The organism is Sediminibacillus terrae (genome assembly GCF_009602435.1).
In the GTDB taxonomy this organism is placed as follows: domain Bacteria; phylum Bacillota; class Bacilli; order Bacillales; family Amphibacillaceae; genus Sediminibacillus; species Sediminibacillus terrae.
Genome location: NZ_VZDQ01000011.1, coordinates 384,652 through 410,556, shown reverse-complemented (window position 1 = coordinate 410,556; position 25,905 = coordinate 384,652). Strand labels below are relative to the sequence as shown.

The following is a 25,905-nucleotide window of genomic DNA, read 5'->3' as shown; positions in this document are numbered from 1 at the left end:
GATCAAGAGGTGAAAAACATGGCTGAACTGCAGGCTGGCACTCCTGGCAAACAGGAAAAAAGCCCTTCCGGAGTCATGATTTTGTGGCGGGAACTGGCCAGGGACCGGATTGCACTTATATCCTTCATTTTCTTGTTGTTGGTCACGATTTTTGTGTATGGCATTTCCTTGTTTTTAGATCAAGATGAAATTGTTTCGGTGGATTTGTTTGAGATCCATCAACCCCCATCGGAAGAATTTTGGCTTGGGACAGATTATGGTGGCAGGGATGTGTTCGGCCAATTGATCATTGGTACACGCAATTCTCTGTCTATCGGTATTCTGGTCACCTTGATGACCGGAATCATAGGGGTGCTGTATGGTTTGATTTCCGGTTACTTTGGCGGGACGGTCGATAATATCATGATGCGGGTCGTCGACTTCTTTCTTATTCTCCCGTTTTTGATGATTGTCATTGTTTTCGTAGCTATTGTTCCCAAATATGATATTTTTTCGTTTTCTTTGATTATGACTTCCTTTTTATGGATGGGGATTGCCCGTTTGGTTCGTTCCAAAGCCTTACAGGAAAGGGAACTGGATTATGCTCAGGCGTCCAAATCGCTGGGAACTCCGGAACGGAAAATCATGTTTTCACAAGTCTTGCCGAATTTGAGTTCCTTGATTATCGTTACGATGACGTTGAATTTAGCTGCGAATATCGGTTTGGAGTCCGGGCTGTCTTTTCTGGGATTCGGATTTCCGGAAAGCACGCCAAGTCTTGGTACTTTGCTTGGTTATGCTAGGAACCCGCAAACCTTGGAATACAGATGGTGGATATGGGTGCCAGCAGCGGTACTGATTTTTGTGCTGATGTTAAGCGTCCGCAATGTGGGTGAAGCACTGAAGCGGGCTTCCGATTCAAGACAGAGGCGAGGGTGAAGAAGGCAGTTAGAGTGGATACTCACATCAATGACGGTGTTATTGATGCTGTGTATAGATAGTCAGTCACTAGCGCTGGCATACCATTTTAAGGGGAGGAAATTAGATGAGTAAGAGATATCTCGGCAAGCTGTTTTCCTTGTTGACGCTGGTCCTTATGTTTTTCATTTTGACAGCGTGCAATGACGAGGATGCAGAAGCGGAAGTCGAAGGAAACGACAATGCGGATAAGGGTGAAGCTGCACAGGACGATGTTTTTTCGATTGATGATTTTGAACAAATCAAGACCAATCAAGGAGAGGCCATCGAGGGCGGGACGCTTAACTTCGGCTTAGTTTCCGATACTGCTTTTGAAGGGACATTGAACTTTAACTTTTACTCCGGAAATCCAGATGCACAGGTGATTAGCTGGTTCGATGAATCGTTGTTGGATGTGGATGAAAACTACGCTTATACGAATGACGGAGCTGCAACGCTCGATGTAGACAGGGAAGCAAAGACAATCACATTCAAAATCCGCGATAACGTCAACTGGCATGATGGTGAGCCTGTGACAGCTGAAGACTGGCAGTTTGCCTACGAGGTGATAGGTCACCCGGACTATGACGGAATCCGATATGGATCGGATTTTACTATTATCAAAGGCATGGAGGCCTACCATAGTGGAGAGGCAGACGCAATATCCGGAATTGAAGTCATCGATGAAAAAACCATGAAAATATCCTATGACACCTTTACCCCATCGCTTTTGTCAAGCGGCATTTGGTCTTATGCTATGCCAAAACATATCTTCAAAGACATTCCGGTTGCTGATATGTCTTCCTCTCCGGAAGTACGGGAAAAACCCATCGGGATGGGTCCTTTTAAAGTAGACTCGATTGTGCCTGGTGAATCCGTGACCTTCGTGAAAAACGAAAATTACTGGCGGGGGGAACCAAACCTCGATGGGGTTACGCTAAAAGTGATCAATCCGAATGTAGTCGTGCAGGCATTGGAAAATGGAGAAGTGGACTTGGTTGATAGTTTTCCTACCGATCAATATCCAGAGAATGCGGATATGTCCAATGTAGAGTTTGTCGGCGACGTAGACCTTGCTTATACGTACATTGGTTTCAAATTGGGAAAATGGGATGCAGAGGCTGGTGAGGTCATCCCGGATCCTGAAGCAAAAATGGCAGACGTTGATCTAAGAAGAGCCATGTGGCATGCCGTAGACAATGATACGGTCGGCAAAAAGTTTTACAACGGGCTTCGCTGGAATGCCAATACACTCATTCCTCCATCCCACCCTGACTATCATGATGACAGTATCGAAGCGCCGACCTACGATCCTGACAAGGCGAACCAGCTTTTGGACGATGCTGGCTATGAAGATGTCAATGGCGATGGTATCCGTGAGGACAAAGATGGCAATGAGCTTGTGATCAACTTTGCTTCGATGTCAGGAGGTGACACTGCAGAACCGTTGGCTCAATATTATATCCAGGCGTGGGAAGCAGTAGGCTTGAAAGTCGAATTGCTTGATGGCCGTTTGCAGGAATTCAATACTTTCTATGACCGTGTGGAAGCAGATGATCCGGAAATCGACATTTATCAAGGTGCCTGGTCTGTAGGGTATGATGTCAATCCGGCTGGTTTATATGGCAGAGATGCTGCTTTTAATTATACCCGTTATGCAAGTGAAGAAAACGATGCCTTGCTGCAGGAAGGGGTGTCGGAAAAAGCATTCGACGAGGCTTACCGTCAGGATGTCTATAGTAAATGGCAGGAGCTGATGGTGGACGAAATCCCTGTATTCCCGACGGTCTACCGGGCAGTGATCATTCCGGTGAACAACCGGGTGCAAAACTATGCTGTCGACTTCAAGGATGGAGTCGGAATCTATCGTTATCAGTTAGCTTTGACTCAGGAAGAAGCAGTGACTGCTGAATAACCGAATAGACTAGAAGTAGTGGATGCAAGACAAGGTGAATATAAAAAAACCGAACGATTTTCGAAGGTTGTTTTGAATCATCGTTCGGTTTTTCTTATGGCAGGAAATATTGAGGAGTTGTCGACGAAGATGAACGGATTAGGATATAGTATAAATGTTGAAGATGATGGAAAAAATCCAGGCGAAATAGAAGGAGAGGGACGATGCACATATGTCCAATTGTTAAGGGAGATGCTGCTCAAGTCTTGCGCTGGCAAAAAAGGAACAAAGGATTTTTTGATCGGTTACCAGACATGAAGAGGTTGGCATTATGACACAGGCTGTTCTGTTTGATCTGGATGGGACCATGCTGGACCGTGAAAGAAGCATTCGCTTTTTCATACATCGTCAATATGACCGGCTGGAGGGCTATTTGGAAGATGTGGAGAAAAAGGAATTTATCGAAGCTTTCTTGAAATTAGACGCCGGCGGATATGTTTGGAAAGACAGGGTATATCAGCAGCTGGTCAGTATGTTTTCCATTACTTCTGTTTCATGGCAGGAATTACTTGATGATTACATAAGTCACTTCAAGAATAGTTGTATCCCGTATCCCAACCTTAAAAGTGTCCTGGAAACCTTGAGGTTTCAGGGGTTAAAGTTAGGAGTCATCACGAATGGCCGGTATCCCTTTCAACTGGATTCCATCAAAGCGCTTGGTATTGAAAGTTTTTTTGACGTAGTGTTGGTTTCTGAAAAAGAGGGGATCAAAAAACCTGATCCAACTATCTTCCATAGAGCTTCAAGGCAGCTGGACGCTCCCCTGGACAAATGCTTGTTTGTCGGAGACCATCCGCAAAAGGATATTGCAGCAGCAGGAAACGCAGGGATGATTACTGTATGGAAAAAGACAAAGGGGAGTAATCCGGAACCAGCCGATTACACCATTCATCAATTAGAGGATTTATTGAAGATAGACGTGTTGAAATATAGCAAAGAGACTAGGAACAGGAGAAAATAGATACCTCCTTGTTCCTATTTTTGCTAGTTGAATACCAATGATTGTGGTTGACAAACAGCGTTTAGTATCATATGATAATCCTCATGATTTAATGACCGGTTGGTTCTAAAAGGTAACCGATTGGTTCAGGGGGGAGACAAATCAGTAAAAAACAGGCTTTAAAAGAAGCGGCAATCCGGCTATTTGCGGAAAAAGGCTACCATATGACCTCTGTACAGGAAATAGCTTTGGAGACGGGTGTTTCCAAGGGAGCTTTTTACAAACATTTTGCCAGTAAAGAAGCATTACTTATTGAATTGGTCAAGGACAGTCACGATAAAATGTTCTTAAAAGCCCATTCTGTTCAATTTAACGGGATATTGACCGGCAAGGAGGTACTGCAAAAACGAATTGCAATTGAGCTCGAGCAAACCCTTCAGAACAGTTCAATATTTTTTACTCTATTCAAAGAGTTCCCTCCGGAAGAATCAAATGAAATTTCCCAAATGATGAAGGAATTCCACATAGAATTAATCGAGTGGCATAAACAAAGTCTCATCGAAGCATTTGGGCCCAGCCATGGTATTTGGGATATCGTCGTCATGTTCGAGGGGATGATGAAGGAGTATATATATTTACTGGTATTCAAGCAAATACAAGTACCGGTGGATAGATTGGCTCTTTTACTGACGGATGTCTTAGAAGCTATGATTAAAAGGGCGGGAAGTTTGGAACCTATCCTTAGTGAAGAGGCGGTATTACCAGATAAACAGGCCGATGATTCTGTCCGCTTGAAACAACTGCTGCAAAATCAATTAGAGTCTGTCAGACAAGAGGCTGAAATGCTTGCCGTTCCGGAAAAATCAAAAACTCATACATTAGCGGCTTTGAACCGTCTTGCTGAAGAAGTTCAAAAAGACAAGCCGGAGGCATACTTGCTGGAAGCCATGCTGCATTATTTGAAACAGCAGGATAGCTTAGTATGCAGTCTTCTGCAAATCGAGCAAACACTAAACAGATTATTCAGGGAAGAAGGAGAAGATAGAAAATGACAGAACAAAACCAAGAAACCAGTCAGCCTGATATAAAAATCGGTCCGATGCTGACAGTCATGTTGATCGGCGCATTCGTCGGTTTGTTAAATGAAACATTGCTGGCAACAGCATTGCCGTCCATTATGGCTGATTTCGGCATTACAGAAAATAAAGTACAATGGCTGACGACAGCTTTTCTACTGACGAACGGGGTAATGATCCCGATTTCCGCTTTTTTAATTGAACGATTCACGACAAGGAAACTGTTCATGACTGCTTTCAGTATTTTTGGACTGGGCACATTGATCAGTTCCTTGTCTCATGTATTTCCATTACTGCTAACGGGGAGGGTCATCCAGGCAGCCGGTTCTGGAATCATGCTGCCGTTGATGATGACCGTCATTTTAACCGTTATCCCTAGGGATCGCCGTGGCGCTGTTATGGGAATGGCAGGTATCGTTATCTCGTTTGCTCCGGCAATCGGGCCAACGTTGTCCGGATGGATGCTTGAATATTTTTCTTGGCGGGCACTATTCTATATCGTTCTGCCGATCGTGATTTTGACCATTATCATCGCATATTTTTCGATGAGGAATGTCACCAGGCTTACCAAACCTAAAATTGATATTTTGTCGATTGTCCTGTCATCTTTCGGGTTCGGAGGATTGTTATATGGATTCAGCAGTGCCGGGGAAGATGGCTGGAGCAGTACCAAAGTTCTTGTTTGCTTGATCGGCGGAGCCATTATCCTGGCATTGTTCATATGGCGTCAGCTAAAATTGGCCACTCCGCTCTTACAATTCAAAGTGTTTAAATTCAACATTTTCAGCCTTTCGCTGATCATAACCATGATTGTTTTAATGTCGATGATCGGTGCAGAAACATTGCTGCCGCTATACATGCAGAATTTACGCGGCTTCACACCGCTTGAGTCCGGCCTTATGTTGCTTCCAGGGGCGATAGTAATGGGAATCATGTCGCCGATTACAGGAATGATGTTCGATAAATTCGGAGCGCGTTGGCTCGCTGTACCTGGTTTGGCTATTGTTGCGATTACAACCTATATATTTACGAACTTATCGATGGACACCTCGTTTACGATGCTCGCCATTGTGTATGCTGTCCGTATGTTTGGTTTGGCTTTGGCAATGATGCCGGTTATGACCGCTGGTTTAAACCAAATTCCAGATGAATGGAATGCACATGGTTCAGCGATGGCGAACACGATGCAACAGGTCTCCGCTTCGATCGGTACAGCTATCCTCATCACGGTGATGACGACGGCTGCTAAAAACTATCAGCCGGATATGACCGCCCTGGCAGGACTATCACAGGCAGATGCAAAGCAGCAGGTAGCCAACAACGCACTGTTGCATGGTTATAACAGCGCCTTTTTGTTTGCTTCCATTCTTGCTTTGGCAGGGATGCTGCTCGCTCTGTTTTTAAATACGAAAAAGTCAGATGAGCAAACTAAAACAGTAGAAGGATAGAAGTTGCGGCATGCTTCCGGGAGACCGGAAACATGCCGTTTTATATGTTCAGGATAATATTTAATGGCAAAGAAAAACACACGTGGGCATGCATGAATTGGCCAGAGGCCCACATGATGGGGGGCAGGGGTTGCTGCATAATGTAGCGATTTAGCCTTTACTCCTTTAAACAGGCGCTTGCGACAGCGGGAAAACTAGATACCTTTAATGAATAAAACATACCCATCTTTTCCGGCTAAAGATGTCAAGGTAACGAGTTTCCTTCATCGCCCCTTTTTTCTGAAGACTGCCGGAATGGACTGCAGCCATATCTATATCCATACTTTTCTTTTCGCCAGCGTACCACTACATCGTGCAGTTCATCCGTTAGACGAAGCAATTCCTCATTTGACAAACTGTTCGTTTTTTCATAAACAACATACATTTCGTTTCTTAACTGCTCCATTTTTTGTTCCAGCTGTTCCAACATAATACTTCTCTACTTTCTTATGTAGATTGATTCATCTCTACCAAGCTTTTCAGCCAAGCGTTTCAACGTTCTACAGTAACCCTTTTTAGAACCCTGCGTCTGGAGATGGAAATTTTGATAGACTTTTGTTTGAAAATCAATTTTATTTCCCATTCGGAAAAGCAACAGCGCCCATGGGAAGCTGGCAAGAAAAAAGTTGTTACCTGACATTGTATTATCAAGGAAAGTTCACTCCTATTCAAGGGAACGTGTGTTCTTATTGTATAAGAACAATAACGAATAGGCAAGCGAACGACAGAGTTATTTTAAATGGAAGCATGAAGAAAGTAAACGTGATATGGGACGATGCGACTCTTGAGGAAAGAACAGGATCTTGGAAGTTCCGGATGAAAACCGGTTCAGTGAATTGATTTTGTTTTTTGGAATTCATTGAGAAGCTTATCCAGCGCCTGGGAGATTTTAAGGACTTCCTTCCCATCCGGCTCATTGCTATAAGCTTTATACATTTTCAATCTTAATTGCTCTATCTCTCTTTCTAGATCTTTTTTCATAAATTATACCCTACCTTATCTATGATTCTATTGAAATAGTATCTTTTTTTTTGAATTAATTCAATCAATATTAGTACCTTTTTCACAAATATTCCTTTATCTGGATACAGAAACGAAATGTAGACGGATGACATACAATGTGATGTAACCATAAGGAAGGAGGTTCAGAATATGTATCATCCTTGGCAGGTACCTTCAAATTATCCATTCGAGGCTTGGGAAAGAATAGATACGCAGCCAGGCACTCCTGGTTTTCCATCATTCCCGCCACCGACACAGCCACCGGGCGGTACTCCTCAAGCAGGGCCCCCGACAAGTCCGCCGCCATCTGTAGTACCGCAGCAACCGCAATTTCAAACCTATGCTGTCGACCCGGGTGGAATCCGAGGTTGTTTATTCCGTTTCACCTATGTTTGGCTGGAAGGTTTTGAATCCTTTTGGTATTATCCAACCTTTGTCGGTCGCCGCAGCATAGCAGGTTACCGCTGGACAGGATTCCGCTGGGTTTACTTCGGAATCGATTTGAATCGGATCGAATCGTTTCAATGCTATTGATGGACAGGGAACCAATAAGAGCCGGTACGAAGGGTCATCCTTCACCGGCTTTTATCTGATTTTAAAAAATTCGATTAACGCTTCCCGTTTAAGAGGGTGGGATATATTCTGGGGATCTTTTCCTACAAATCAGGAACCGATTTGTGATGCCGTCGTTCGGGTTTTCTCTAATGTTTTCCTTCCAGTCAATCGACTGAATATGGCAATTGTGATTGTTCCCATTAAAATAAATGCAAACGTTAAGACAGTGGTTGGCAGGAAACTGCTGAGAAAAATAAACAAACCAGCAATCACAGCACCTAGAATTGTCATCAATCCAAATACGGCCATGTATGTACTTCTTGCATGGTCTGGTACCATGTTGGCCAGCATTGTCTGTTTTACTGGGATATGCAGTAATTCGCCCAAAGTAGCAAAGAACATGGCGATGATCAGCACAATGGCTGAATGGTGAAAACTGAGGATGGTGTAACCAAGGAAGTAAAGCACGAGCCCTCCAAGCAACACAAAACGATCATCGAGTTTTCTTAATAAGTAGGAAACAAAAACGGTCAAACAGACTACCAAAACAGTATTCTCCGCTTTCAATATCCCTAGTAAGTTAATACCATCTGCTTGAAACGGCAAGAACGGCACCAGCTGTCTTGCTACCGGGATGTCTGCTGCCAGACGAAGTCCGATGTAATTAGTCAATTGTTCCTCTGTCGCGACAATAAGTAAATTTGCTAAAGTGAATAACGCAAAAGTTTTATGTCTTAAGACTTTTAAATAAATCTTGACTCCACTGTCCAAGTCTTTTAGAGGAGCTGTCTTCTTTTCCTCGCTGGTGGTCTCGGTTAGAAACGATTCCTTGATAAAAATTACGGTCATAACGAGGGAAATCATGGTTGCAGTTGCAACGCCTAAAAACAGAAGGAAATGATGATCCATGAAGAGAAAAGCACCAGTGATTCCTCCTATGGATATGCCAAGATTTTGGAGCCAATATGAAAATGTATAAACCGCTTTACGGTTTTCCTTATTGCTTTCATCGATGATCATCGCTTGGTAGGCCGGAGTTGCGGACCCGAGAAAAAAATGGATAACGACAAATAGAGCAAAGGTGAAATAGGGAAGACTCAGCCATGGGGAATTGACTGCTGCGACAAATAGAAAGCCGCCTAGCGCGATTGCTTCAGAACAGACTATTACCGGTTTTCTTCCTTTCTTATCTGAAACGTACCCCCCTGTAAAAGAACCGGCGATATTAGCTGCCATCACGCTCAAAAACATAAAGCCCGTAACTACCGTTCCCAGCATACTCGAGAAAAAAACGACTAGATAAGGAGTAACCGCAGCATTAGCTGTTGTGGTTATAAATTGAAGTACTAATCGAATTTGAATGGTTCGGGAAAATGTAAAAAGATTCATCCTTTCATCTCCTTATTACGATTGATTAATCAATCGTTTTTTGAACCGACCTGTTCTTATGAAATGTTCGGACTGAATAACTGCATGGCAACAGGCGCAAAATCAGCCCAGATATCGTGTTCAGGTTGATCGGCCAAATTCAGCCGGATTCCCATCAGAAAGGAAGTGTAGGCAATAGAAGAAGTGATCGGATCTATTTCTCTGTGAAGCTGACCACTGCTTTGCCCTTGTGCAACCAAGTCTGCAATTTTATAACGGAAGGTACGATAAAATTGATCAAGCTCCTTAAATTGGCGTTCGAACCTTTGGTGCTGTCCGATTACCTGGGTGACAAGCCGCAAGTAAGTACCAACATTGGCAAATAAGCGGATATGCTTGTCGATCATCGATTCTAATTCTTTGTATGGGTCTTCGGGATTTGAATTGAAATCCAACAAAAGAGGGGAAAGGTCTTTAAGACGTTCCACAACTGCATGATGAAATAACTCTTCTTTGTTCTCAAAGTAAGTAAATACACTACCGAAGCTTACGCCGGAAGCCTTTGCCACCTTGGAAATAGTGGTATCGTTGTAACCATGTTCCGAAAAAAGGATAATCGCCTGGTCCAAAATTTTATCCCTTTTTGCTTTCATTTTTCGTATTTGTTTATCTGAAAGTGCCATAATTATCTCCTTGTTAAAGATTGATTGATCAATCATTTTCAGTCTGTATCAAATATCCGCGGTTGTAAACGCATTTTTTCTGGTCCCTAGTACATCCATTCTAATAGCTGAATTCTTTCTACATAAATCTTTTAATTCGCTAATGCCTGCGCTTATTAACAGGGTTTAAAACTAGTGGTCACACCTGCATGTTGCCGAAAAACCAAAAGACCGACATTCAAATGGAATAAGGTGGACTGGTTATTTAAAAACTATCCGTAGAAAGGAGGAGATAAAATGTCAGGCAGACGTGAAGGTCCCAAGCAACAAAAGCAACCCAACCTCCCGAAAAGTCCAAGCCAGCCTTACGGAGAACCATTGAGCGGATCCCACCAAGTGAAAAATCAAAATCATTCTCGGCAGAAACGGAAATCTTCACACGATATGTAAATGAGGATGGAAAAGAAGCATAGGGACCAAAACAAAAGCCGAACGATTCGTATTCGTTCGGTTTTTATAAGGTAACCTCTGTTTTGGCATATGCTGGCCAGCGGCGAGCAGTTGGATACTGTATGTTTTCATTTCGAGGAACGGATAGATATGACGGAAAACGATGGGAATATATCTTTACTCTTCTTCCGGCTAAAGATAAGGTGAACGGCGAGTTTTCTATCCAAAAGTGCTTGGCACTTTACAGCTTAACGGTTTTATCTAGTATAATGGGGATGTATGGGATTTTATCAGAATAAAAAACTGGACATGGATATGGATAGAGAAGAAAACAGAAAAAAACTGTTTTGCCCTTGCAGGGTATTGATGAATAGAGGAAATCGTTTGGCTGTCATGGACAGCGAGAATCAGCAAATAGGGAGCTAATAAGGAATGGAGATTATAAAGATTCAAGACGCGCCTCCAGCGAATAATGACCCAATCATTTTATGCATCGGAAAGTTTGACGGCGTCCATCTAGGACACCAGTCGATTTTGCGACAGGCCGGGCGCTTGAAAGAAACCGGGCAGTCATTGGCGGTCATGACTTTTCATCCGCATCCTTTGTGGGCATTGAAGCGTGATGAACGATACAGGCAGTGTGTCACACCGCGAAGAGAGAAATATAGTCAATTGGAACGTCTTGGTGTCAGCAAAGTATATGAAATCGAATTTACGGAAAAATACGCAGAAACGACACCTGAAACGTTTGTGTATGAGCATTTATCTTTGTTGAATATTAAAGGGATCGTAGTAGGGGAAGGGTTCAATTTTGGCAAAGGCCGTAAATCGGATACCGACCTTTTGACAGATTTGTCAGCTGACATCGGAATTCCGGTGACGATAGCGCCCTTAATGACAATTGGAGGACAGAAAATCAGCAGTACGGATATAAGAGCCTCCATCAGAGATGGGCAGTTTGAAAAAGTAAACACACTGCTTGGCAGAAACTATTCTGTCAACGGGAAAGTAGTGGAAGGAGATGCACTTGGCAGGAAGCTTGGATTTCCAACGGCCAACTTATCTCCGGATGGCGATTATGAGTTGCCTGGAAGCGGTGTTTATCTCGGAAGTGTTGAAATAGCCGGGGACGACGATATGGCGGGAGAATGCTGGTATGCTTTGATCAATGCTGGTTATCGACCAACGGTGAATGGGAAGGGTTATCTGATTGAAGCCTATTTATTGGACTTTTCTGGCGATCTCTACGGCAAGTCGATGAAGGTATCGTTCATTCAAAAAATGCGCGAAGAGGAAAACTTTGCTTCCCTGGATGAATTAATCAAGCAGATGAACAAAGATAAAGAAGAGGCGCGCGTTATACTTGGACTTGATAATCATTCCTGAAAAGCCTGAAATTTTACGGCAGAGAGAGGGGCTGACAATGGGAATAGTGGTGGTCGAAATTTGTGACGCCAGTTTGATTAATGAAGTGGATGTCGAACAAATTTTGGAATCGGAGTATCCGGAAGTATCGGTTGTGAAATACGATTGCTTGTCTTTTTGTGGGCTTTGCCGGGTGCGTCCCTATGCGATGGTAAACGGAACCCGCGTCTTTGGAAAGACTGCTGAAGAGTGTCTGAATGCAATCCGGAGCCAAATCGATGAAGAACTGGCTTTTTATATGGACTGACTATTCACATTACCTCTCCGATTGGCCTTGGCTGTGCTATAATGAAAGTCGTTTCGATTTTTTAAGAGCTGGCTCGGGGGTTGAAGAACGTGGGATTGATTAAAATATTCAAACACAGCATCGTATTGCCGAAAAAACAGGCTGTGTTCTGGCTTAACAGGGTCAGCATGCGTGACACCCTGGTATATATTTTTTTGTTGATATTTGTACTATATTTGCCTGAAGGATATGATTTGGCCATTCAGGACAATCTTTTGTTGGATAGTGATTTGCGAAGTGTATTTATTCTGCAAAGCATCACCTTTTATCCGATGTATGTCATTTTCTCCGGATTGGTGGTTATTTCTGCCCTGGCCGCAGTTGCCCTGCTGATGTCCCGGATGCTGAGTAGGAAGCTGGCATTCCAGCATCTTTGGAAAATGACTGCATTTGCGCTGACAGTGCCGCTCATTATTTACACGTTGATAAAGCTGACTGGCTGGGGAAACAGTTATCTGGTAATGCTGCTGTTAGTAGGGCTTTATTTTATTCTATATAATATGATTACTGTTTATCCGAAAAGAAAAAACAAGTAGTGTTGTATCGATTGTCAAAAACCTTGTCCATTCATGAGTGAGAATGGACAAGGTTTTTTGATGGCAAATATTTTTTAAATATTCGGATAATATAGCGTGAACCAGCATAATCTGAGTTTAAGAAAGCGCTTTCAATAATTGAGGAGGAGATAAGATGAAATTGACAACCAAAATTTTCATTGGTCTGATCCTCGGTGCCGTATTGGGACTCATTTTGCATTTTTCTGCACCGGGCTTGTTTGAAACGCTTGATAATTATGTGTTCAGCTTGCTGGGTACACTGTTTTTGAATTTAATCAAAATGCTTGTCGTGCCGATTGTGTTTTTTTCAATCGTTCTAGGTACTGCTTCATTAGGTGATCCGAAGAAACTAGGCCGCATTGGCGGCAAGACAGTGGCGTTTTTCTTGGCGACAACGACGATTGCCATTACGATCGCATTGGTTCTTGCCTACTTATTTCAGCCGGGGAAGGCGGGTATCGATACCACCGGAGCTAGCTTTGAAAGTAGTGAAGCACCGACCGTGGTGGAAACATTCACGAACATAATCCCGGCGAACCCCGTTCAGTCATTGGCTGAAGGGAATATGCTGCAAATTATTGCTTTTTCGATTTTTGTGGGGTTTGCATTGGCGATGCTTGGCAAGAAGACTGAGGGAGCATTGCGGTTATTGGAACAAGGCAACGATATAATGATGTTTTTGGTCAATTTGGTTATGCGGTTTGCTCCGTATGGTGCGTTCGGTTTATTGGCATCGGCTATTGGAACAATGGGGTTGGATGGAGCCAAAGCGATGGCCTCGTATATGTTGGTTGTCCTTGCAGGTCTTGCGGTTCATGCGGTCATTACGTACGGTACGGCAGTCTCTCTGTTGGGAAAAATGAATCCAATTCATTTCTTGAAAGGTTTTTTCCCGGCCATGACAGTAGGGTTCAGCACTTCGAGCAGCAGTGCAACTTTGCCAGTGTCGATGAAAGCTGCACAGGAAAACTTGAATGTCCCCAAATCGATCAGCAGCTTTGTACAACCGCTGGGCTCGACCATCAATATGGATGGGACTGCAATCATGCAGGGGGTTGCGACGGTGTTCATCGCTCAGGTTTACGCTGTCGATCTTTCCTTTTCTCAATTGGTAATGGTGGTGTTGGTCGCTGTGCTTGCAAGTATCGGGACTGCTGGTGTGCCGGGAGTAGGATTGATCATGCTGGCAATGGTTTTGAACCAAGTATCGCTCCCGGTCGAAGGAATCGCTCTTATTATTGGCATCGATCGGTTGCTTGACATGACAAGAACCGCGTTGAATGTCACCGGAGATGCTGCATGCGCAGTTGTGGTTGCGGAAACAGAAAAGAAACATCAGGATAAAGAAGAGCATCCTCAGCAGCTGCATGCTTAAAAAGGGAAAGAATACCTGTCTGATTTAGTTCGAATTAAAGCAAAGAATATAAGTGATAAACCGAACGAGGTATCGAACCCGTTCGGTTTATTTTGATTACAAAAAAGGAAACTGTTCAACCCTTCTATTATGTAACCCGCAACGCTCCACTCCGGCGAGGCACTTCACTTTCCGCATAGAAAACCGCTTTGCAAAGTGGATCTTCAGCTCACGCTCATCCCGCCTGCTTCTGCGTACCTTGTCTCCATGGATGGCGTTTCTTCTCTTCTTGTACGGTTTCTGTGTTGCCTATTTTGTCCCGGTCACTTTCTTTTTTTGTCTAACAGGATAAATGAAATGCCGGTATGATGCTCTCAGGCTGCAGTCCCTATTGCTTAGAGGATTCAAGACTTCTTTTTTGTTTTTTAAAAAAGTCGTGAATTTTAAGTCTCTATAATAGAATTCCTTTAGGAAATCAGGTAATCTATTGAGGTGAATCGGGGAGCGAAAGCAAATACATAGATGACAGACCGGACAACCCGGCCGGCGAAACGAGAAAGGAAGAAAAAGATGACAACAAACAGCTACAAGAGATCGACAATTGTGGCCCTGCTGCTGGCCGGGGCTTTCATTGCCATCCTTAATCAAACATTGATGATTACTGCCATACCACCGATCATGGAGGAGATGGGAATATCGGCAAACACCGGGCAGTGGCTCACCACTGTTTTTATGCTTGTCAACGGAATCATGATTCCTGTCAGTGCCTTTTTACTAGAACGATTTACGACAAGACAGTTATTCATCACGGCCATGAGTGTGTTTGCATTCGGAACTTTGGTTGCCGGGCTGTCTCCCAACTTTTCCCTTTTACTGCTTGGCCGGGTGATTCAGTCAGCGGGGGCAGGGGTCATGCTGCCGTTGATGCAGACAGTGTTTCTGATGATATTCCCTGTTAACAAACGCGGAGCAGCGATGGGGCTGATCGGACTTGTTATTTCGTTTGCACCTGCAATCGGCCCTGCCTTGTCCGGCTGGATTACTTCTCACTATTCCTGGCGGCTATTGTTTTTCATTATTTTGCCGATTGCCATCATTGACATCGTAGTGGCTATATTTGCCATGAGAAATGTGACCGAAGTAAGCAGGCCGCGGGTCGATATCCTTTCGATTATCTTATCGTCACTAGGGTTCGGCAGCTTGCTTTATGGATTTACGAGTGCGGGGAACAACGGCTGGTTTGCAGCGCTTACCGTAGTCTCGCTCGGAGTCGGAATTGTCGCCCTGGTCCTGTTTATCAGCAGGCAGCTCCGGCTCGAACATCCAATGCTGGAATTCCGGGTCTTTAAATATCCGATTTTCCCACTAGCTGTCATGGTAGGAATGATTGTATTCATGGGGTTAATCGGTGTAGAGACCATTATCCCGCTATATATGCAAAATATGCGGGAATTCAGTGCATTCGAGGCAGGTCTGGCATTACTTCCGGGTGCGCTGATCACCGGCTTTATGTCGCCTGTGACCGGCAGGATTTTTGATAAAGTGGGTGCACGCTGGCTGGCGATCACCGGACTGACTATCATTACGGGGTCTTCCTTTGCATTTTCCAGCCTGGATACCGCCACCTCCTTCAGCTTTCTGACGATCATGTATAGCATCCGTATGTTTGGCCTCTCGATGGTCATGATGCCGATAGCTACTGCAGGATTGAATCAGCTGCCGCAACGGTTGATTCCGCATGGGGCCGCAATGGACAATACAATGAGACAAATTGCCGCCTCTGTCGGAACGGCCATCCTGGTCACCGTCATGACGACTTCAGCCTCCAATGCGGCGTCCAGGCCGGAAATTGCTTACCCGGACATACACGGAGCGAACATGGCATTTTTGGTTGTTTCTTTGTTATCCTTGCTGGGATTGCTGTTGTCCTTTTTTATCAAAAATACGAAGCCGGAAGCTGATGAATCGAAACAACAAGGAGATAACAACTGAATAAGTCCCCCTTGGGCATGTCAGGGGGGGACACCTTTCTAGTCCGATTGTCTTATCTTAATCATTGACACTGTTCATTGCGTATGTTTTAATGAAAGAAACCGCTAACAATTTAATAGTAATGGATTGTTACTGTTCGGCAGGCAAAACCTGAGTTTGTGGTAAAGTATTCTGAAAGGGATATTTATACCCGAATTTAGGTTTTTTTTAGTATAGTAGCGTTTTTCTTTTTATCATTCATTTACTTATTGAGGGCGAGCGATTATGGAAATAAAAAAAGTCTTTAACAATAATGTCGTATTGACAGAAAATAAGCATGGTCAGGAAATGGTTGTGATGGGAAGGGGTTTGGCGTTTAAAAAAAGGCCTGGTGATCCTGTAGATCCAGACAAGGTGGAAAAGACATTTGTACTGGAAAATCAGGGGGTATCAGACAAGCTCGCCGAATTGCTTAGTGAGATCCCGGAGGAGTACTTTGATCTGTCTTACCAAATCATCGATTATGCAAAAACACGGCTTCCTTATAAACTTGATGACTATATTTACGTTGCATTGACCGATCATCTGAGTTTTGCCATCAGCAGGTATAAGCAGGGAATCCATCTTCCAAATGCCTTACTATGGGAAATCAGAAAATATTATAAACAGGAATTTCAGGTAGCGATGGCATCGCTTGATTTAATAGAAAAATCAATTGGTGTGAGACTGGAAGAGGATGAGGCAGGTTCCATCGCCCTTCATTTGGTCAATAGTCAGTTATCAGGGGAGAGCATGGAAGCCACCGTGAAAATGACGAAGATGGTCAACAACATCTTGAATATCGTCAAATATTATTTTCAAATTGAATTAGATGAAAGCTCCATTAACTATGAACGCTTTCTGACCCATTTGCGTTTTTTCGCGCTGCGGTCGGTACGAGAAGAAAGGGCTCCCGTCGAGCATTCGGATAACTTTTTATACGAGCAAGTGAAAAAGAAATACCATAAAGCATTTTTGTGCAGCCAAAAGGTCGCTGCTTTTGTGGAAACAAACTATGACTGGTATGTGACAAAGGACGAAATCATTTATTTAACGCTTCACATTCACCGTGTCACCAATCGGCATGATATGAATGCCAATCCTTCCGATTGATTGAAAAAGCAAGATGTATACAAGCGGTCCCCTTCTGGAGGGACCGCTTGTATTTTTTTGCAGGAATTTATTGTCTTCGATAGAATATCTCGTTACTGCCTTTCTTCCCAGGAAGTTTGCATGTGTTTGCGACCAGGCCAAAATACTCAAATTGAAAAGCATGCCAAAAGCTTTGCATAAAAAAATCTGCACAGTAATCAGCTTTACATCAGCGCTCTTCTTACAATTGATGGCCTCTCACCGACCTGAACTGAAGGAATACTCAGGTGAATTGCTTGTATTTTTTTCTAACTTTTTTTAAGCTGAAACCAGCATCCAAGTAAACGCTTACACATATAGTTGATAAGGAATACGTAAGAGCCACTATAAAAAAGGTGAGGGAGGGCTTTTCATTGAGCAGTTTGCTAGTTGCTGCAATTGGAATCATTATCTTCATTCTTGGTTACCGTTTTTACTCGAAGTTTGTTGCCGAAAAAATTTATCGGCTTGATCCGAATTATGTGACCCCCGCACACCAGTATAAAGACGGTGTCGATTTTGTCCCGACCAACAAATATGTTGTCTGGGGGCATCATTTCACATCTGTTGCCGGGGCCGCACCGATTCTCGGACCCGCCATTGCGGTGTACTGGGGCTGGCTGCCTGCGTTTCTGTGGGTTGTTCTTGGGACCGTTTTTGCAGCGGGTGTTCATGACTTCGGAACCTTGGTTTTGTCGGTCAGGAATAAAGGCCAGTCGATCGGAACACTTGCCCATCGATTAATCGGTAAAAAAGCAAAACTACTATTTTTGTTTATCATTTTGATTTTAGTTTTAATGATCAATGCCGTCTTCGCCTGGGTAATTTCGAATCTGTTTATTTCTTATCCCGCTAGTGTGCTTCCGGTTTTCATTCAAATTCCACTGGCGATTTGGATTGGCTATGCTGTATATAAAGGAAAAACAAATATGCTTTTGCCATCTGTCATAGCGCTCGTGGTCATGTATGGTCTGGCGATTCTATCCAGCAATGTACAGGTCCTGCAAATCGATGTCGTTGGCTATTTCGGAGGAGAAGGTGCGGCGGGCTTGTTCGGAATGGGTGCCGTTTCCAGTGCTTTTCTAATCTGGATTGTGATTTTAATGGTTTATGTCTATATAGCTTCGACGCTTCCTGTCTGGAAATTACTGCAGCCCCGTGATTATATCAACTCCCATCAGTTGGTAGTCGGAATGGCCATCCTATATCTCGGCCTGTTGTTCACCAATCCGGAGGTGACAGCCCCTGCCGCAAGTTCGGCCGGCGATGTTTCCTGGTTTCCACTCTTGTTCATAACGGTTGCCTGTGGTGCTATTTCGGGGTTTCATGGATTGGTTTCTTCCGGAACATCTTCCAAACAGCTGGACAAAGAAACGGACGCTCGTTTTGTCGGATATTTTGGAGCCGTCGGCGAAGGTGCACTTGCATTAGTATCGATTCTGGCTGTCATCACCCTGTTTCCATCGGCTGGTGACTTCACGGCTACCTATTCCAGTTTTGCCCAGGCGAATGCAACCGGGCTCGGGAACTTTATCGAAGGTGCGAGTCAATTGGCAAGCGGGCTGGCAATCCCGCCCGGAATCGCCACCACGATCGTCTCGATCATTGTCGTCAGTTTTGCAGCGACAACACTCGATACTTCGGTAAGATTGATGCGCTATATCATTGCAGAACTCGGCGTCGAATATAAAATCCCTGCGTTGTCAAGGATGCATGTAGCGACAAGCATCGCTGTCATTCTTAGTGCCGTGCTTGTCCTTCTGCCGGAAGGATCCAAAGGGTTCGGCTCCGGTGGGTATTTGCTATGGCCGCTGTTCGGGACATCCAATCAGCTGCTGGCGGGTATCAGCTTGCTGTTGATCTCCATCTGGCTGAAACGGCAGGGCAGGAACTTTCTGGTTACACTGATTCCCATGGTATTTCTCCTGGTTATGACACTTTTAGCGATGTTCAATCAAGTGCTTTTCCAATGGTCGTGGTTTGGTTCCGATGCAAATATGCTTTTATTTGTTCTGGGAGCAGTCATTTTTGTGTTTGCCGTCTGGATTATCATCACTGCTATCTCCACTTTGACCAAAAACCGCATAGACCAAGCATAATAGAGAGGATCCTTCTGCTTTAGAGAACGGTTGTTTGAAAAAAGGCTTTTTTAAGGGGGGATTCCTGCCCCCTTAAGACCGCCTCTTCAAGCTTTCGTAGGTCCGCATGATGTGGGCCATGCAGGTGTTGCCGCAGGACGCGGTGAATTTAACATTATTCTTTTCGACAGGCGCTTGCGCATTTCTTAGTAAGGAACGGAGGAAAAAGATGATGAAGGACAAACTTAAAACATTGATTCAGTGGTACGATGAAATGTTAAGTCTTCCGCATCGCAGCGAAGTAGCAAGAGAATTACGGGATGAAGACGACTTGTTTATGCTGCTGCTTTATTCGGAAATGGTGGGGATTCCTAATCCTGTGTACTATTACACGCTTGAATTGTATCCATATATGCTGGAAAAGTTCCATGACTGGCATCTGCGGATGGGCATGGAAAAGTCTCCGCTGGACGGTATCCGCTGTTGCTGAAAAGAGGGATTGATAATGAATGACATATGGCAAAAACCGATTTTGTTTGTAGGTGGCAAAGGAGGGGTCGGCAAGTCGACAACAGCTGCTTCCCTGGCATATGCAGTTGCAGAGGAAGGTAAACAAGTATTGCTTGTCTCCACTGATCCTGCCCATAATTTGGGAGATATCTTTAATCGTAAAAACGGTACAGAAACCATGTGTGTCACTGATTGTTTGACCGTACTAGAGATAGATGCCGCTAAAGAGGCAGAAGCTTACATTAAAAGTGTAAAGGACAACCTTTCCGGGTTAGTGAAATCGAACCTTGTCGAAGAAGTGAACAGGCAAATGGATATGGCAAAAACGTCGCCAGGTGCCGAGGAAGCTGCCTTATTCGATCGTATGGTGTCCATCATTCTGGAGGAGCGGGAAAACTTCGATCAAATAATTTTTGACACAGCGCCGACCGGACATACTGTCAGGCTTCTTAGTCTTCCGGAGCTGATGGGGGTGTGGATGGATGGTATGTTGGAGCGGAGACGCAAGACAAATGAAAACTATAGCCAGCTGTTACATGATGGAGAGCCAGTCGAGGATCCAATATTCGATGTCTTAATGAAGCGGAGACAAAAGTTCGAACATGCACGGAAAGTGTTGCTTGATAAGGAGGAGACAGGTTTTCTTTTCGTCCTCAATCCGGAAAAGCTACCCATCGAAGAAACGAAGAAAGCTATCGCTCAGTTAAGCCCTTTTCATATCCATATTGACGCGTTGGTTGTCAATAAGGTGCTGCCGGAAAATGCTGACGGTGAATTTTATTATAAGCGCAAGCAAATTGAGCAACCTTATCTGGATGAAATAGCGAGCATTTTTTTCAATAAAAAGCTATGTTATGTCCCGCTATTCTCGGAAGATATGTCTGATATCGACAGTCTTTCCACTTATGCAACGTATTTAACCAATACGGTCAGGTAGAAGAGTCTGTTATGCTTCTGGTAATAGGCGTAAATTGCGGGCTGTATGACAAATGTCATGTAGGGGACTTGACGTTTGTGTCTGTTTATCATCGTTGTTTTCCTCTACGATGGAGATAAGCTAAGCGGTTTATCCCAGAAAAAGCATGGACAAACATGCTTGAGGAGGAAAACAATGAGTAAACAAAAAACGGCGGAATTAAGAAAAAATGTCGCTTCATATGGAAAAGCGGACAAAAAATCGAGTGTTATACAATTATTGAATACAATACCGGCCTTCTTTATCCTGTGGTTTTTGGCATACCAAAGTCTGTCTGTATCCATTTGGCTGACCATCCCATTGGCAATTGTCGCAGCGGGTTTTGTGGTACGGATGTTCATTATCTTTCATGACTGCGCCCACCAATCTTTTTTCCAAAACAAAAAAGCCAATCGTATCCTGGGAACCCTGACCGGTATTATTACCCATTTTGCGTTTGAAAAGTGGAAAAGAAGCCACTCCATCCATCATGCTACGAGTGGCAATTTGGATAAACGAGGAACAGGAGATATGTGGGTGATGACAGTGGAAGAGTATAGGAAAGCTTCGTTCTGGCAAAGGCTTTCTTATAGATTGTATCGCAATCCTTTGGTGATGTTCGGCCTCGGTCCGATCTTTTTATTCCTGATTGATAATCGGTTCAATCGCAAGGGAGCAAGGCGAAAAGAACGTTTAAACACTTATTTGATCAATGCTTCATTGGTGGTCATCTATGGATTGCTGCTTTGGGCAATCGGCTGGGAAGCACTGCTGATCATCCAAGGCACCATTTTGTTTGTATCAGGGGCTCTGGGTATTTGGCTTTTCTATGTGCAGCATCAATTTGAAGATTCTTATTTTGAGAATGAAGCAGAGTGGGATTACGTAAAGGCTGCTGTAGACGGAAGTTCCTACTACAAACTGCCGAAGGTGATTCAGTGGATAACAGGGAGCATCGGTTTTCATCACGTTCATCATTTGAATCCGCGTGTCCCGAATTATTTTCTGGAAGAGGCACATACGTCCACTCCACCATTGCAAAAAGCAACAACCATAACTTTTCTGTCGAGTCTGGAATCCCTGCGTTTTCGTTTGTATGATGAGCAAAGCAAAACGTTTGTTAGCTTCAAAGAAATTAAAAGCACCCGAAAGGGCAGTCAGAAAAGGCCTGCCGCTGATTTGAACCTTACGAACAGGAGACCAGGCTTCCAAGAAAAATAGTTTCCCGGCCACACTGAATGGCAAAAGCATTGCGGGCAAAAATCCGAACGGTGATACGAATCCAAGCATTCGAACTCGTTCGGTTTTTTTAGTGGCCCAGGTATCTCGACTTTCCCTTTAGATTGATGTATGGTGGCAAAAAAGAATAGGCGGTTGTCTGCGTTTTTGCTATACTTTCTTTAGCTGCATCAGTATGAAAAGAAGCAGGAGGAGCTCTATGCAAAATTGGTTCCACATTATTCCCAAAAACACCGGACTCAGCACTTACGTCTGGATTATTTTCTGCATTTTGCCTTTTTATTTTATTTTCCGTTCATCTGGGCTTATGGAAATCATTTCCGGGGTTGTGATGATCCTGGTGTTTTTCCTTTCCTATCGGTTATCGTTTATCAAAAACGGGTGGCCGGTTTATGTTTGGGTGAGCGTGGAGATGCTTATCAGCATTGTGATGACTTTATTTTTTGGATATGTTTATTTCGCTCTTTTTTTAGCCTTTTTTATCGGCAATATCCAGCAAAAAGGTGGGTTCATCACTCTATATATCATCCACTTAACCACTACAATCGCAGCGATTATGTCCGGCTTTTTCTTACATTTCGATTTATTTTTTTCGCAGCTCCCTTTTCTTGTCATCAGTTTAGTCGGAGTGATTTTATTACCGTTCAGCATGTACAATCGAATTAAAAGGGAAAAATTGGAGGGGCAGCTGGAGGATGCGAATAAACGAATTTCACAACTGATGGTCATGGAGGAGCGCCAACGAATTGCGCGTGACTTGCATGATACATTGGGACAGAAGTTATCCTTGATTGGCTTGAAAAGTGATTTAGCGGGAAAATTGATTACTTCCAAGCCTGCAGCCGCAAAAAAAGAAGTAAATGACATCCATCAAACAGCGCGGACCGCCTTGAAGGAAGTTAGAGAAATGGTTTCTGGAATGAGGGCGGCCAATTTACAGGAAGAAGTGTCACACATACGCCAATTGTTAAATGCGGCGCATATGGATTTCAATATTGAAATCAGCCCGGATTTAGGCAATATTCCCCTTTTAGTGGAAAATGTATTAAGCATGAGCTTGAAAGAAGCGGTAACCAATGTTGTGAAGCACAGCCAGGCGACATTATGTAAAGTGATGATACAACAGTTGCCAAATGGATGGCACATCATTGTGGAAGACAATGGCCATGGTATGGGAAACGATACTACGTCCTATGGCGGGCATGGATTAAAAGGAATGAGGGAGAGGCTTGAATTTGTCAACGGCAGTCTGAACGTTGAGTCGACATCTGGCACAACGGTCCATATACGTGTGCCGCATCCTGTGCAGTAATGGAGAAGGGAGGAATGGCTGTGATTCGAATAGTAATTGCCGAAGACCAACAAATGCTGCTCGGTGCTTTAGGGTCGCTGCTGGATTTGGAAGAAGATATGGAAGTGGTAGGGATGGCTAAAAATGGAGAAGAAGCCGTTTCGCTAGTCCGGAAACATCAGCCTGAAATTTGCATTATGGATATCGAAATGCCCGTACAGAGTGGTTTGGAAGCAGCGGAAGAATTAAAGACCCACCCATGCAAAGTGATTATCTTAACGACCTTTGCCAGACCGGGTTACTTTGAACGGGCACGAAAAGCGGATGTGCATGGTTATTTGTTAAAAGACAGCCCGAGTGAGGAATTGGCGAATTCCATCCGCGTCATTATCGACGGCCGCAAGGTGTATGCGCCGGAATTAATCGATATCGCCTATGCAGAAGCAAATCCACTAACAGATCGGGAAGAACAGGTTATCAAACTGATGGCGGACGGAAAAGATACCAAAGAAATAGCAAATCAGCTGTCTATCACGAACGGAACGGTCCGTAATTATATTTCCGTGATCCTCGAGAAACTGGAAGTCAGCAATCGAATCGAGGCTATTTCCCGTTTTCGGGAAAAGGGTTGGTTCAAATAGTCTTTAATACAGCCATGTTTTTTTCTACATAAGCCCAGTTTTGCGGGAAATCATAGCCTATCCTCCAGTAGGCTGCGCCTGCCAATTGATAGGCTTCCAAAAGCTGATATTTGACCGATATGCTGCGGACGTCTTCAAACCAGACAGTCCGTTCCTGCCCATTGGAAGTGTAAGTATAATAAGGGGACTGGGCTTCCTGATCATACTCAATGACTGTGTAATTATCCAGCGCTTTTTGCTGGGCTGCCAGGGCAGACAAGGCTGTCGCTGTCCCGGTCGTGTCCGCAGCGGAGGTGCCCGGCCAGTCATAGCCAAACAAAGCAATGGCAATTGTAAGTTTGCTTTCAGGAATCAAGCTGGCAGCATAACGGACGATATCTTCAACCCATCCAATAGGCGCAATTGGGTCTGGTGGTCCTTCGGTATATCCGTAATCATAAGTCAGTATGGTTACCAAATCTGCCGCTGTTCCTATCGCCAGGTAGTCAAAGGCACCAGAAAACGGATTATCCGGCATATCTTCTGATTTGGCAAATACATTGATGTGTAGCAGAAGGTTTCCGATAGCTGCTTTCAGCTCCCGGGCAAATGTAGTGAATGCTTCCCGTGAAGAAGGCGGGATGAATTCAAAGTCAAGGCTGACTCCTTTGTAGCCTTTTTCTTCGATTGTTTCGACAATCCTGTTGATTAAATTATTCCTGGCTTCTGGTTGCAGTACATTTTCCGCTAGTTCAGGGCTGAATGTTCCTTCCGCGTAGTTGCTTACGACCATCAATGGATCGATATCACGGCGAATTAATTCTTCAATCAGTTCTTCATCTTCTACTTCAGACAAGCCTCCTTCAGGCAGTGCGGCATATGTGAATACTGCACCATACGTCAAGGAAGAAGACGGTTCCTCTAATATTGCAGGAATGGATGCAGGGTCGAATGCATCGATAAAACCGATCGTTCGAATTGGATAACGAACTGGAGATGGAATTGCCAGTACATTTCCTATTGGTAGATTAGTTGGAGAGATATTTGGATTAGACTGGAGCAGGATTGGAATGGTAGACTGCCATTTCCTTGCTAACTTTGCCAGGCTGTCTCCTTGTTGAATACGGACGTAGCGTATCGGTAAGGCTGCAGGAGCTGGAACGTATAAAGCAAGTCCAGGCATTAACAGGTCACTCGTCAGTCCATTCGTTTCCCTAATGGCTTCAATGGTTGTCTGGTAAGCAAATGCAATAGACCAAAGGGTGTCCCCCGGCCTGACCACATGAATCTCCATATACATCCGTCCTTTCTATTACCACAACACATTTTATGGCATGAATAGTACCATTTATGCATGATGTATATAGAAGAGCTCGTTTAAAAAAAGAGGCCGGGGGCAAAAGCATGGCCACCAAATCAAAAACCGAACAAATTATAACTAACAATCAAATTCTTTCGGTTTTTAGTTGCGTATTCTTGTAATATCCTGTTGTTTGATGGGTGCTTCGAATCGCTACGGCAAGATACTACGCGTTCCACGGGCACGGCTTCAACTTCCTCAGAAAGCACCAACCGCTTTCTTGCGGGATTTTCAGCTTGTGCTGTTCCCGTTGGAGTCTCCGTATTTTGCCTTCGCTATGTTTTCGTGGCCTGATTTCTACTTTTATCAAGACAAGATGAACAGAACGGTATTCTTCTATTGGCTGATAGGTATCTAAACAGAGAAGAGGACAAAAAAATAAGCACGGAGTTTCCTTTATTCTTTGGAAATGGGACAATAGCATAATAAAGATAAAGAAGTACTCCTGGTATCCATGCGGCTTCGCTTTCTATCCGTAACGGTATGAGGCAAAACGGAAAACACACCAGAAGAAGGTATCTCCATCCAACGGAGGCAAGGTACGTAGACTCCAGCGGGATGAGCGCGAGCTGAAGATCCACTTGGCAAAACGATATTCTTTGCCAAGTTAGCTGAAGCCGTGCCCGCGGAAAGCGAAGTACCTTGCCGGAATGGAAAAC

At 44.0% G+C, this 25,905-nt stretch carries 25 protein-coding genes; 20 read left to right on the top strand and 5 right to left on the bottom strand.

Going from position 1 to position 25,905, the window contains the following annotated elements; translation table 11 throughout:
• Positions 1-18: 18 nt before the first annotated feature.
• The 6 genes from F6X55_RS04655 to F6X55_RS04630 all read left to right on the top strand — a co-directional run bounded on the left by F6X55_RS04655 (position 19) and on the right by F6X55_RS04630 (position 6,354).
• Positions 19-918, top strand: a complete 900-nt coding sequence (locus F6X55_RS04655; RefSeq protein WP_051382083.1) for an ABC transporter permease — start codon at positions 19-21, stop codon at positions 916-918.
• A 106-nt stretch (positions 919-1,024) separates the two neighbouring features.
• The gene (gene opp4A / locus F6X55_RS04650; RefSeq protein ID WP_153462158.1) at positions 1,025-2,851 is read left to right on the top strand and encodes an oligopeptide ABC transporter substrate-binding protein; all 1,827 of its coding nucleotides are present in this window, start codon (positions 1,025-1,027) and stop codon (positions 2,849-2,851) included.
• A gap of 129 nt (positions 2,852-2,980) precedes the next feature.
• Positions 2,981-3,148 carry a hypothetical protein gene (locus tag F6X55_RS04645; protein ID WP_153462156.1) on the top strand — a complete coding sequence of 56 codons (168 nt, stop codon included), beginning with the start codon at positions 2,981-2,983 and terminating at the stop codon, positions 3,146-3,148.
• A 13-nt stretch (positions 3,149-3,161) separates the two neighbouring features.
• Positions 3,162-3,851: an HAD family hydrolase gene (locus F6X55_RS04640; protein WP_153462154.1), complete on the top strand. Its 690-nt coding sequence runs from the start codon at positions 3,162-3,164 to the stop codon at positions 3,849-3,851.
• 119 nt (positions 3,852-3,970) lie between these two features.
• On the top strand, positions 3,971-4,882 hold the full coding sequence (locus F6X55_RS04635) for a TetR/AcrR family transcriptional regulator (protein ID WP_337189821.1): 912 nt from the start codon (positions 3,971-3,973) through the stop codon (positions 4,880-4,882).
• A complete protein-coding gene (locus F6X55_RS04630) occupies positions 4,879-6,354 on the top strand; it encodes an MDR family MFS transporter (protein ID WP_037329090.1) in 1,476 nt (491 codons plus the stop codon). Before F6X55_RS04635 ends, F6X55_RS04630 begins: the two co-directional genes overlap by 4 nt.
• Positions 6,355-6,598: 244 nt before the next feature.
• Here the strand turns inward: F6X55_RS04630 and F6X55_RS04625 are convergent, their stop codons facing one another.
• Together F6X55_RS04625 and F6X55_RS04620 are read right to left on the bottom strand one after the other, a co-directional pair.
• On the bottom strand, positions 6,599-6,823 hold the full coding sequence (locus F6X55_RS04625) for a hypothetical protein (protein WP_026771658.1): 225 nt from the start codon (positions 6,821-6,823) through the stop codon (positions 6,599-6,601).
• Between the two features lie 398 nt (positions 6,824-7,221).
• Entirely contained in the window at positions 7,222-7,374 is a 153-nt protein-coding gene (locus F6X55_RS04620) for an aspartyl-phosphate phosphatase Spo0E family protein (RefSeq protein ID WP_074597971.1), read from the bottom strand.
• A 171-nt stretch (positions 7,375-7,545) separates the two neighbouring features.
• On the opposite strand from F6X55_RS04620, the gene F6X55_RS04615 reads away from it, so the two are divergent.
• The gene (locus F6X55_RS04615) at positions 7,546-7,929 is read left to right on the top strand and encodes a hypothetical protein (RefSeq protein WP_035427398.1); all 384 of its coding nucleotides are present in this window, start codon (positions 7,546-7,548) and stop codon (positions 7,927-7,929) included.
• A gap of 129 nt (positions 7,930-8,058) precedes the next feature.
• Here the strand turns inward: F6X55_RS04615 and F6X55_RS04610 are convergent, their stop codons facing one another.
• Positions 8,059-9,339, bottom strand: a complete 1,281-nt coding sequence (locus tag F6X55_RS04610; RefSeq protein ID WP_153462150.1) for an MFS transporter — start codon at positions 9,337-9,339, stop codon at positions 8,059-8,061.
• A 56-nt stretch (positions 9,340-9,395) separates the two neighbouring features.
• On the bottom strand, positions 9,396-10,001 hold the full coding sequence (locus F6X55_RS04605) for a TetR/AcrR family transcriptional regulator (RefSeq protein ID WP_153462148.1): 606 nt from the start codon (positions 9,999-10,001) through the stop codon (positions 9,396-9,398).
• Positions 10,002-10,277: 276 nt separating this feature from the next.
• Here F6X55_RS04605 and F6X55_RS04600 point away from each other — a divergent pair, with 276 nt between their 5' ends.
• From F6X55_RS04600 to F6X55_RS04540, 13 genes are all read left to right on the top strand, one after another.
• Positions 10,278-10,430 carry a small acid-soluble spore protein P gene (locus F6X55_RS04600; RefSeq protein WP_026571661.1) on the top strand — a complete coding sequence of 51 codons (153 nt, stop codon included), beginning with the start codon at positions 10,278-10,280 and terminating at the stop codon, positions 10,428-10,430.
• A gap of 432 nt (positions 10,431-10,862) precedes the next feature.
• On the top strand, positions 10,863-11,816 hold the full coding sequence (locus F6X55_RS04595; RefSeq protein WP_026771654.1) for a bifunctional riboflavin kinase/FAD synthetase: 954 nt from the start codon (positions 10,863-10,865) through the stop codon (positions 11,814-11,816).
• Between the two features lie 37 nt (positions 11,817-11,853).
• Entirely contained in the window at positions 11,854-12,102 is a 249-nt protein-coding gene (locus F6X55_RS04590) for a YuzB family protein (RefSeq protein WP_026571663.1), read from the top strand.
• An 89-nt stretch (positions 12,103-12,191) separates the two neighbouring features.
• Positions 12,192-12,677 carry a DUF1189 family protein gene (locus F6X55_RS04585; RefSeq protein ID WP_026571664.1) on the top strand — a complete coding sequence of 162 codons (486 nt, stop codon included), beginning with the start codon at positions 12,192-12,194 and terminating at the stop codon, positions 12,675-12,677.
• Between the two features lie 154 nt (positions 12,678-12,831).
• Entirely contained in the window at positions 12,832-14,073 is a 1,242-nt protein-coding gene (locus F6X55_RS04580) for a dicarboxylate/amino acid:cation symporter (protein WP_026771652.1), read from the top strand.
• A gap of 549 nt (positions 14,074-14,622) precedes the next feature.
• Positions 14,623-16,044 carry a DHA2 family efflux MFS transporter permease subunit gene (locus F6X55_RS04575; RefSeq protein ID WP_153462146.1) on the top strand — a complete coding sequence of 474 codons (1,422 nt, stop codon included), beginning with the start codon at positions 14,623-14,625 and terminating at the stop codon, positions 16,042-16,044.
• Positions 16,045-16,308: 264 nt separating this feature from the next.
• Positions 16,309-17,175, top strand: a complete 867-nt coding sequence (gene licT / locus F6X55_RS04570) for a BglG family transcription antiterminator LicT (protein ID WP_153462143.1) — start codon at positions 16,309-16,311, stop codon at positions 17,173-17,175.
• 392 nt (positions 17,176-17,567) lie between these two features.
• A complete protein-coding gene (locus tag F6X55_RS04565; protein WP_153462141.1) occupies positions 17,568-19,292 on the top strand; it encodes a carbon starvation CstA family protein in 1,725 nt (574 codons plus the stop codon).
• Positions 19,293-19,503: 211 nt separating this feature from the next.
• Complete coding sequence (locus F6X55_RS04560; RefSeq protein WP_026571669.1) at positions 19,504-19,761, top strand: cory-CC-star protein; 258 nt, start codon at positions 19,504-19,506, stop codon at positions 19,759-19,761.
• A gap of 15 nt (positions 19,762-19,776) precedes the next feature.
• Positions 19,777-20,718 (top strand): ArsA family ATPase, encoded by a 942-nt coding sequence (locus F6X55_RS04555; RefSeq protein ID WP_153462139.1) that lies wholly within the window; start codon positions 19,777-19,779, stop codon positions 20,716-20,718.
• Between the two features lie 174 nt (positions 20,719-20,892).
• Positions 20,893-21,957 carry a Delta(5) desaturase DesA gene (desA, locus tag F6X55_RS04550; protein ID WP_026571671.1) on the top strand — a complete coding sequence of 355 codons (1,065 nt, stop codon included), beginning with the start codon at positions 20,893-20,895 and terminating at the stop codon, positions 21,955-21,957.
• Between the two features lie 217 nt (positions 21,958-22,174).
• Positions 22,175-23,287 carry a sensor histidine kinase gene (locus F6X55_RS04545; protein ID WP_026571672.1) on the top strand — a complete coding sequence of 371 codons (1,113 nt, stop codon included), beginning with the start codon at positions 22,175-22,177 and terminating at the stop codon, positions 23,285-23,287.
• Between the two features lie 20 nt (positions 23,288-23,307).
• Positions 23,308-23,907, top strand: coding sequence for a response regulator transcription factor (locus F6X55_RS04540; protein ID WP_153462138.1), 600 nt, complete (start codon positions 23,308-23,310; stop codon positions 23,905-23,907).
• Here the strand turns inward: F6X55_RS04540 and F6X55_RS04535 are convergent.
• A complete protein-coding gene (locus tag F6X55_RS04535) occupies positions 23,900-25,180 on the bottom strand; it encodes a glycosyl hydrolase family 18 protein (protein WP_161993054.1) in 1,281 nt (426 codons plus the stop codon). The genes F6X55_RS04540 and F6X55_RS04535 overlap by 8 nt on opposite strands.
• Positions 25,181-25,905: the final 725 nt, after the last annotated feature.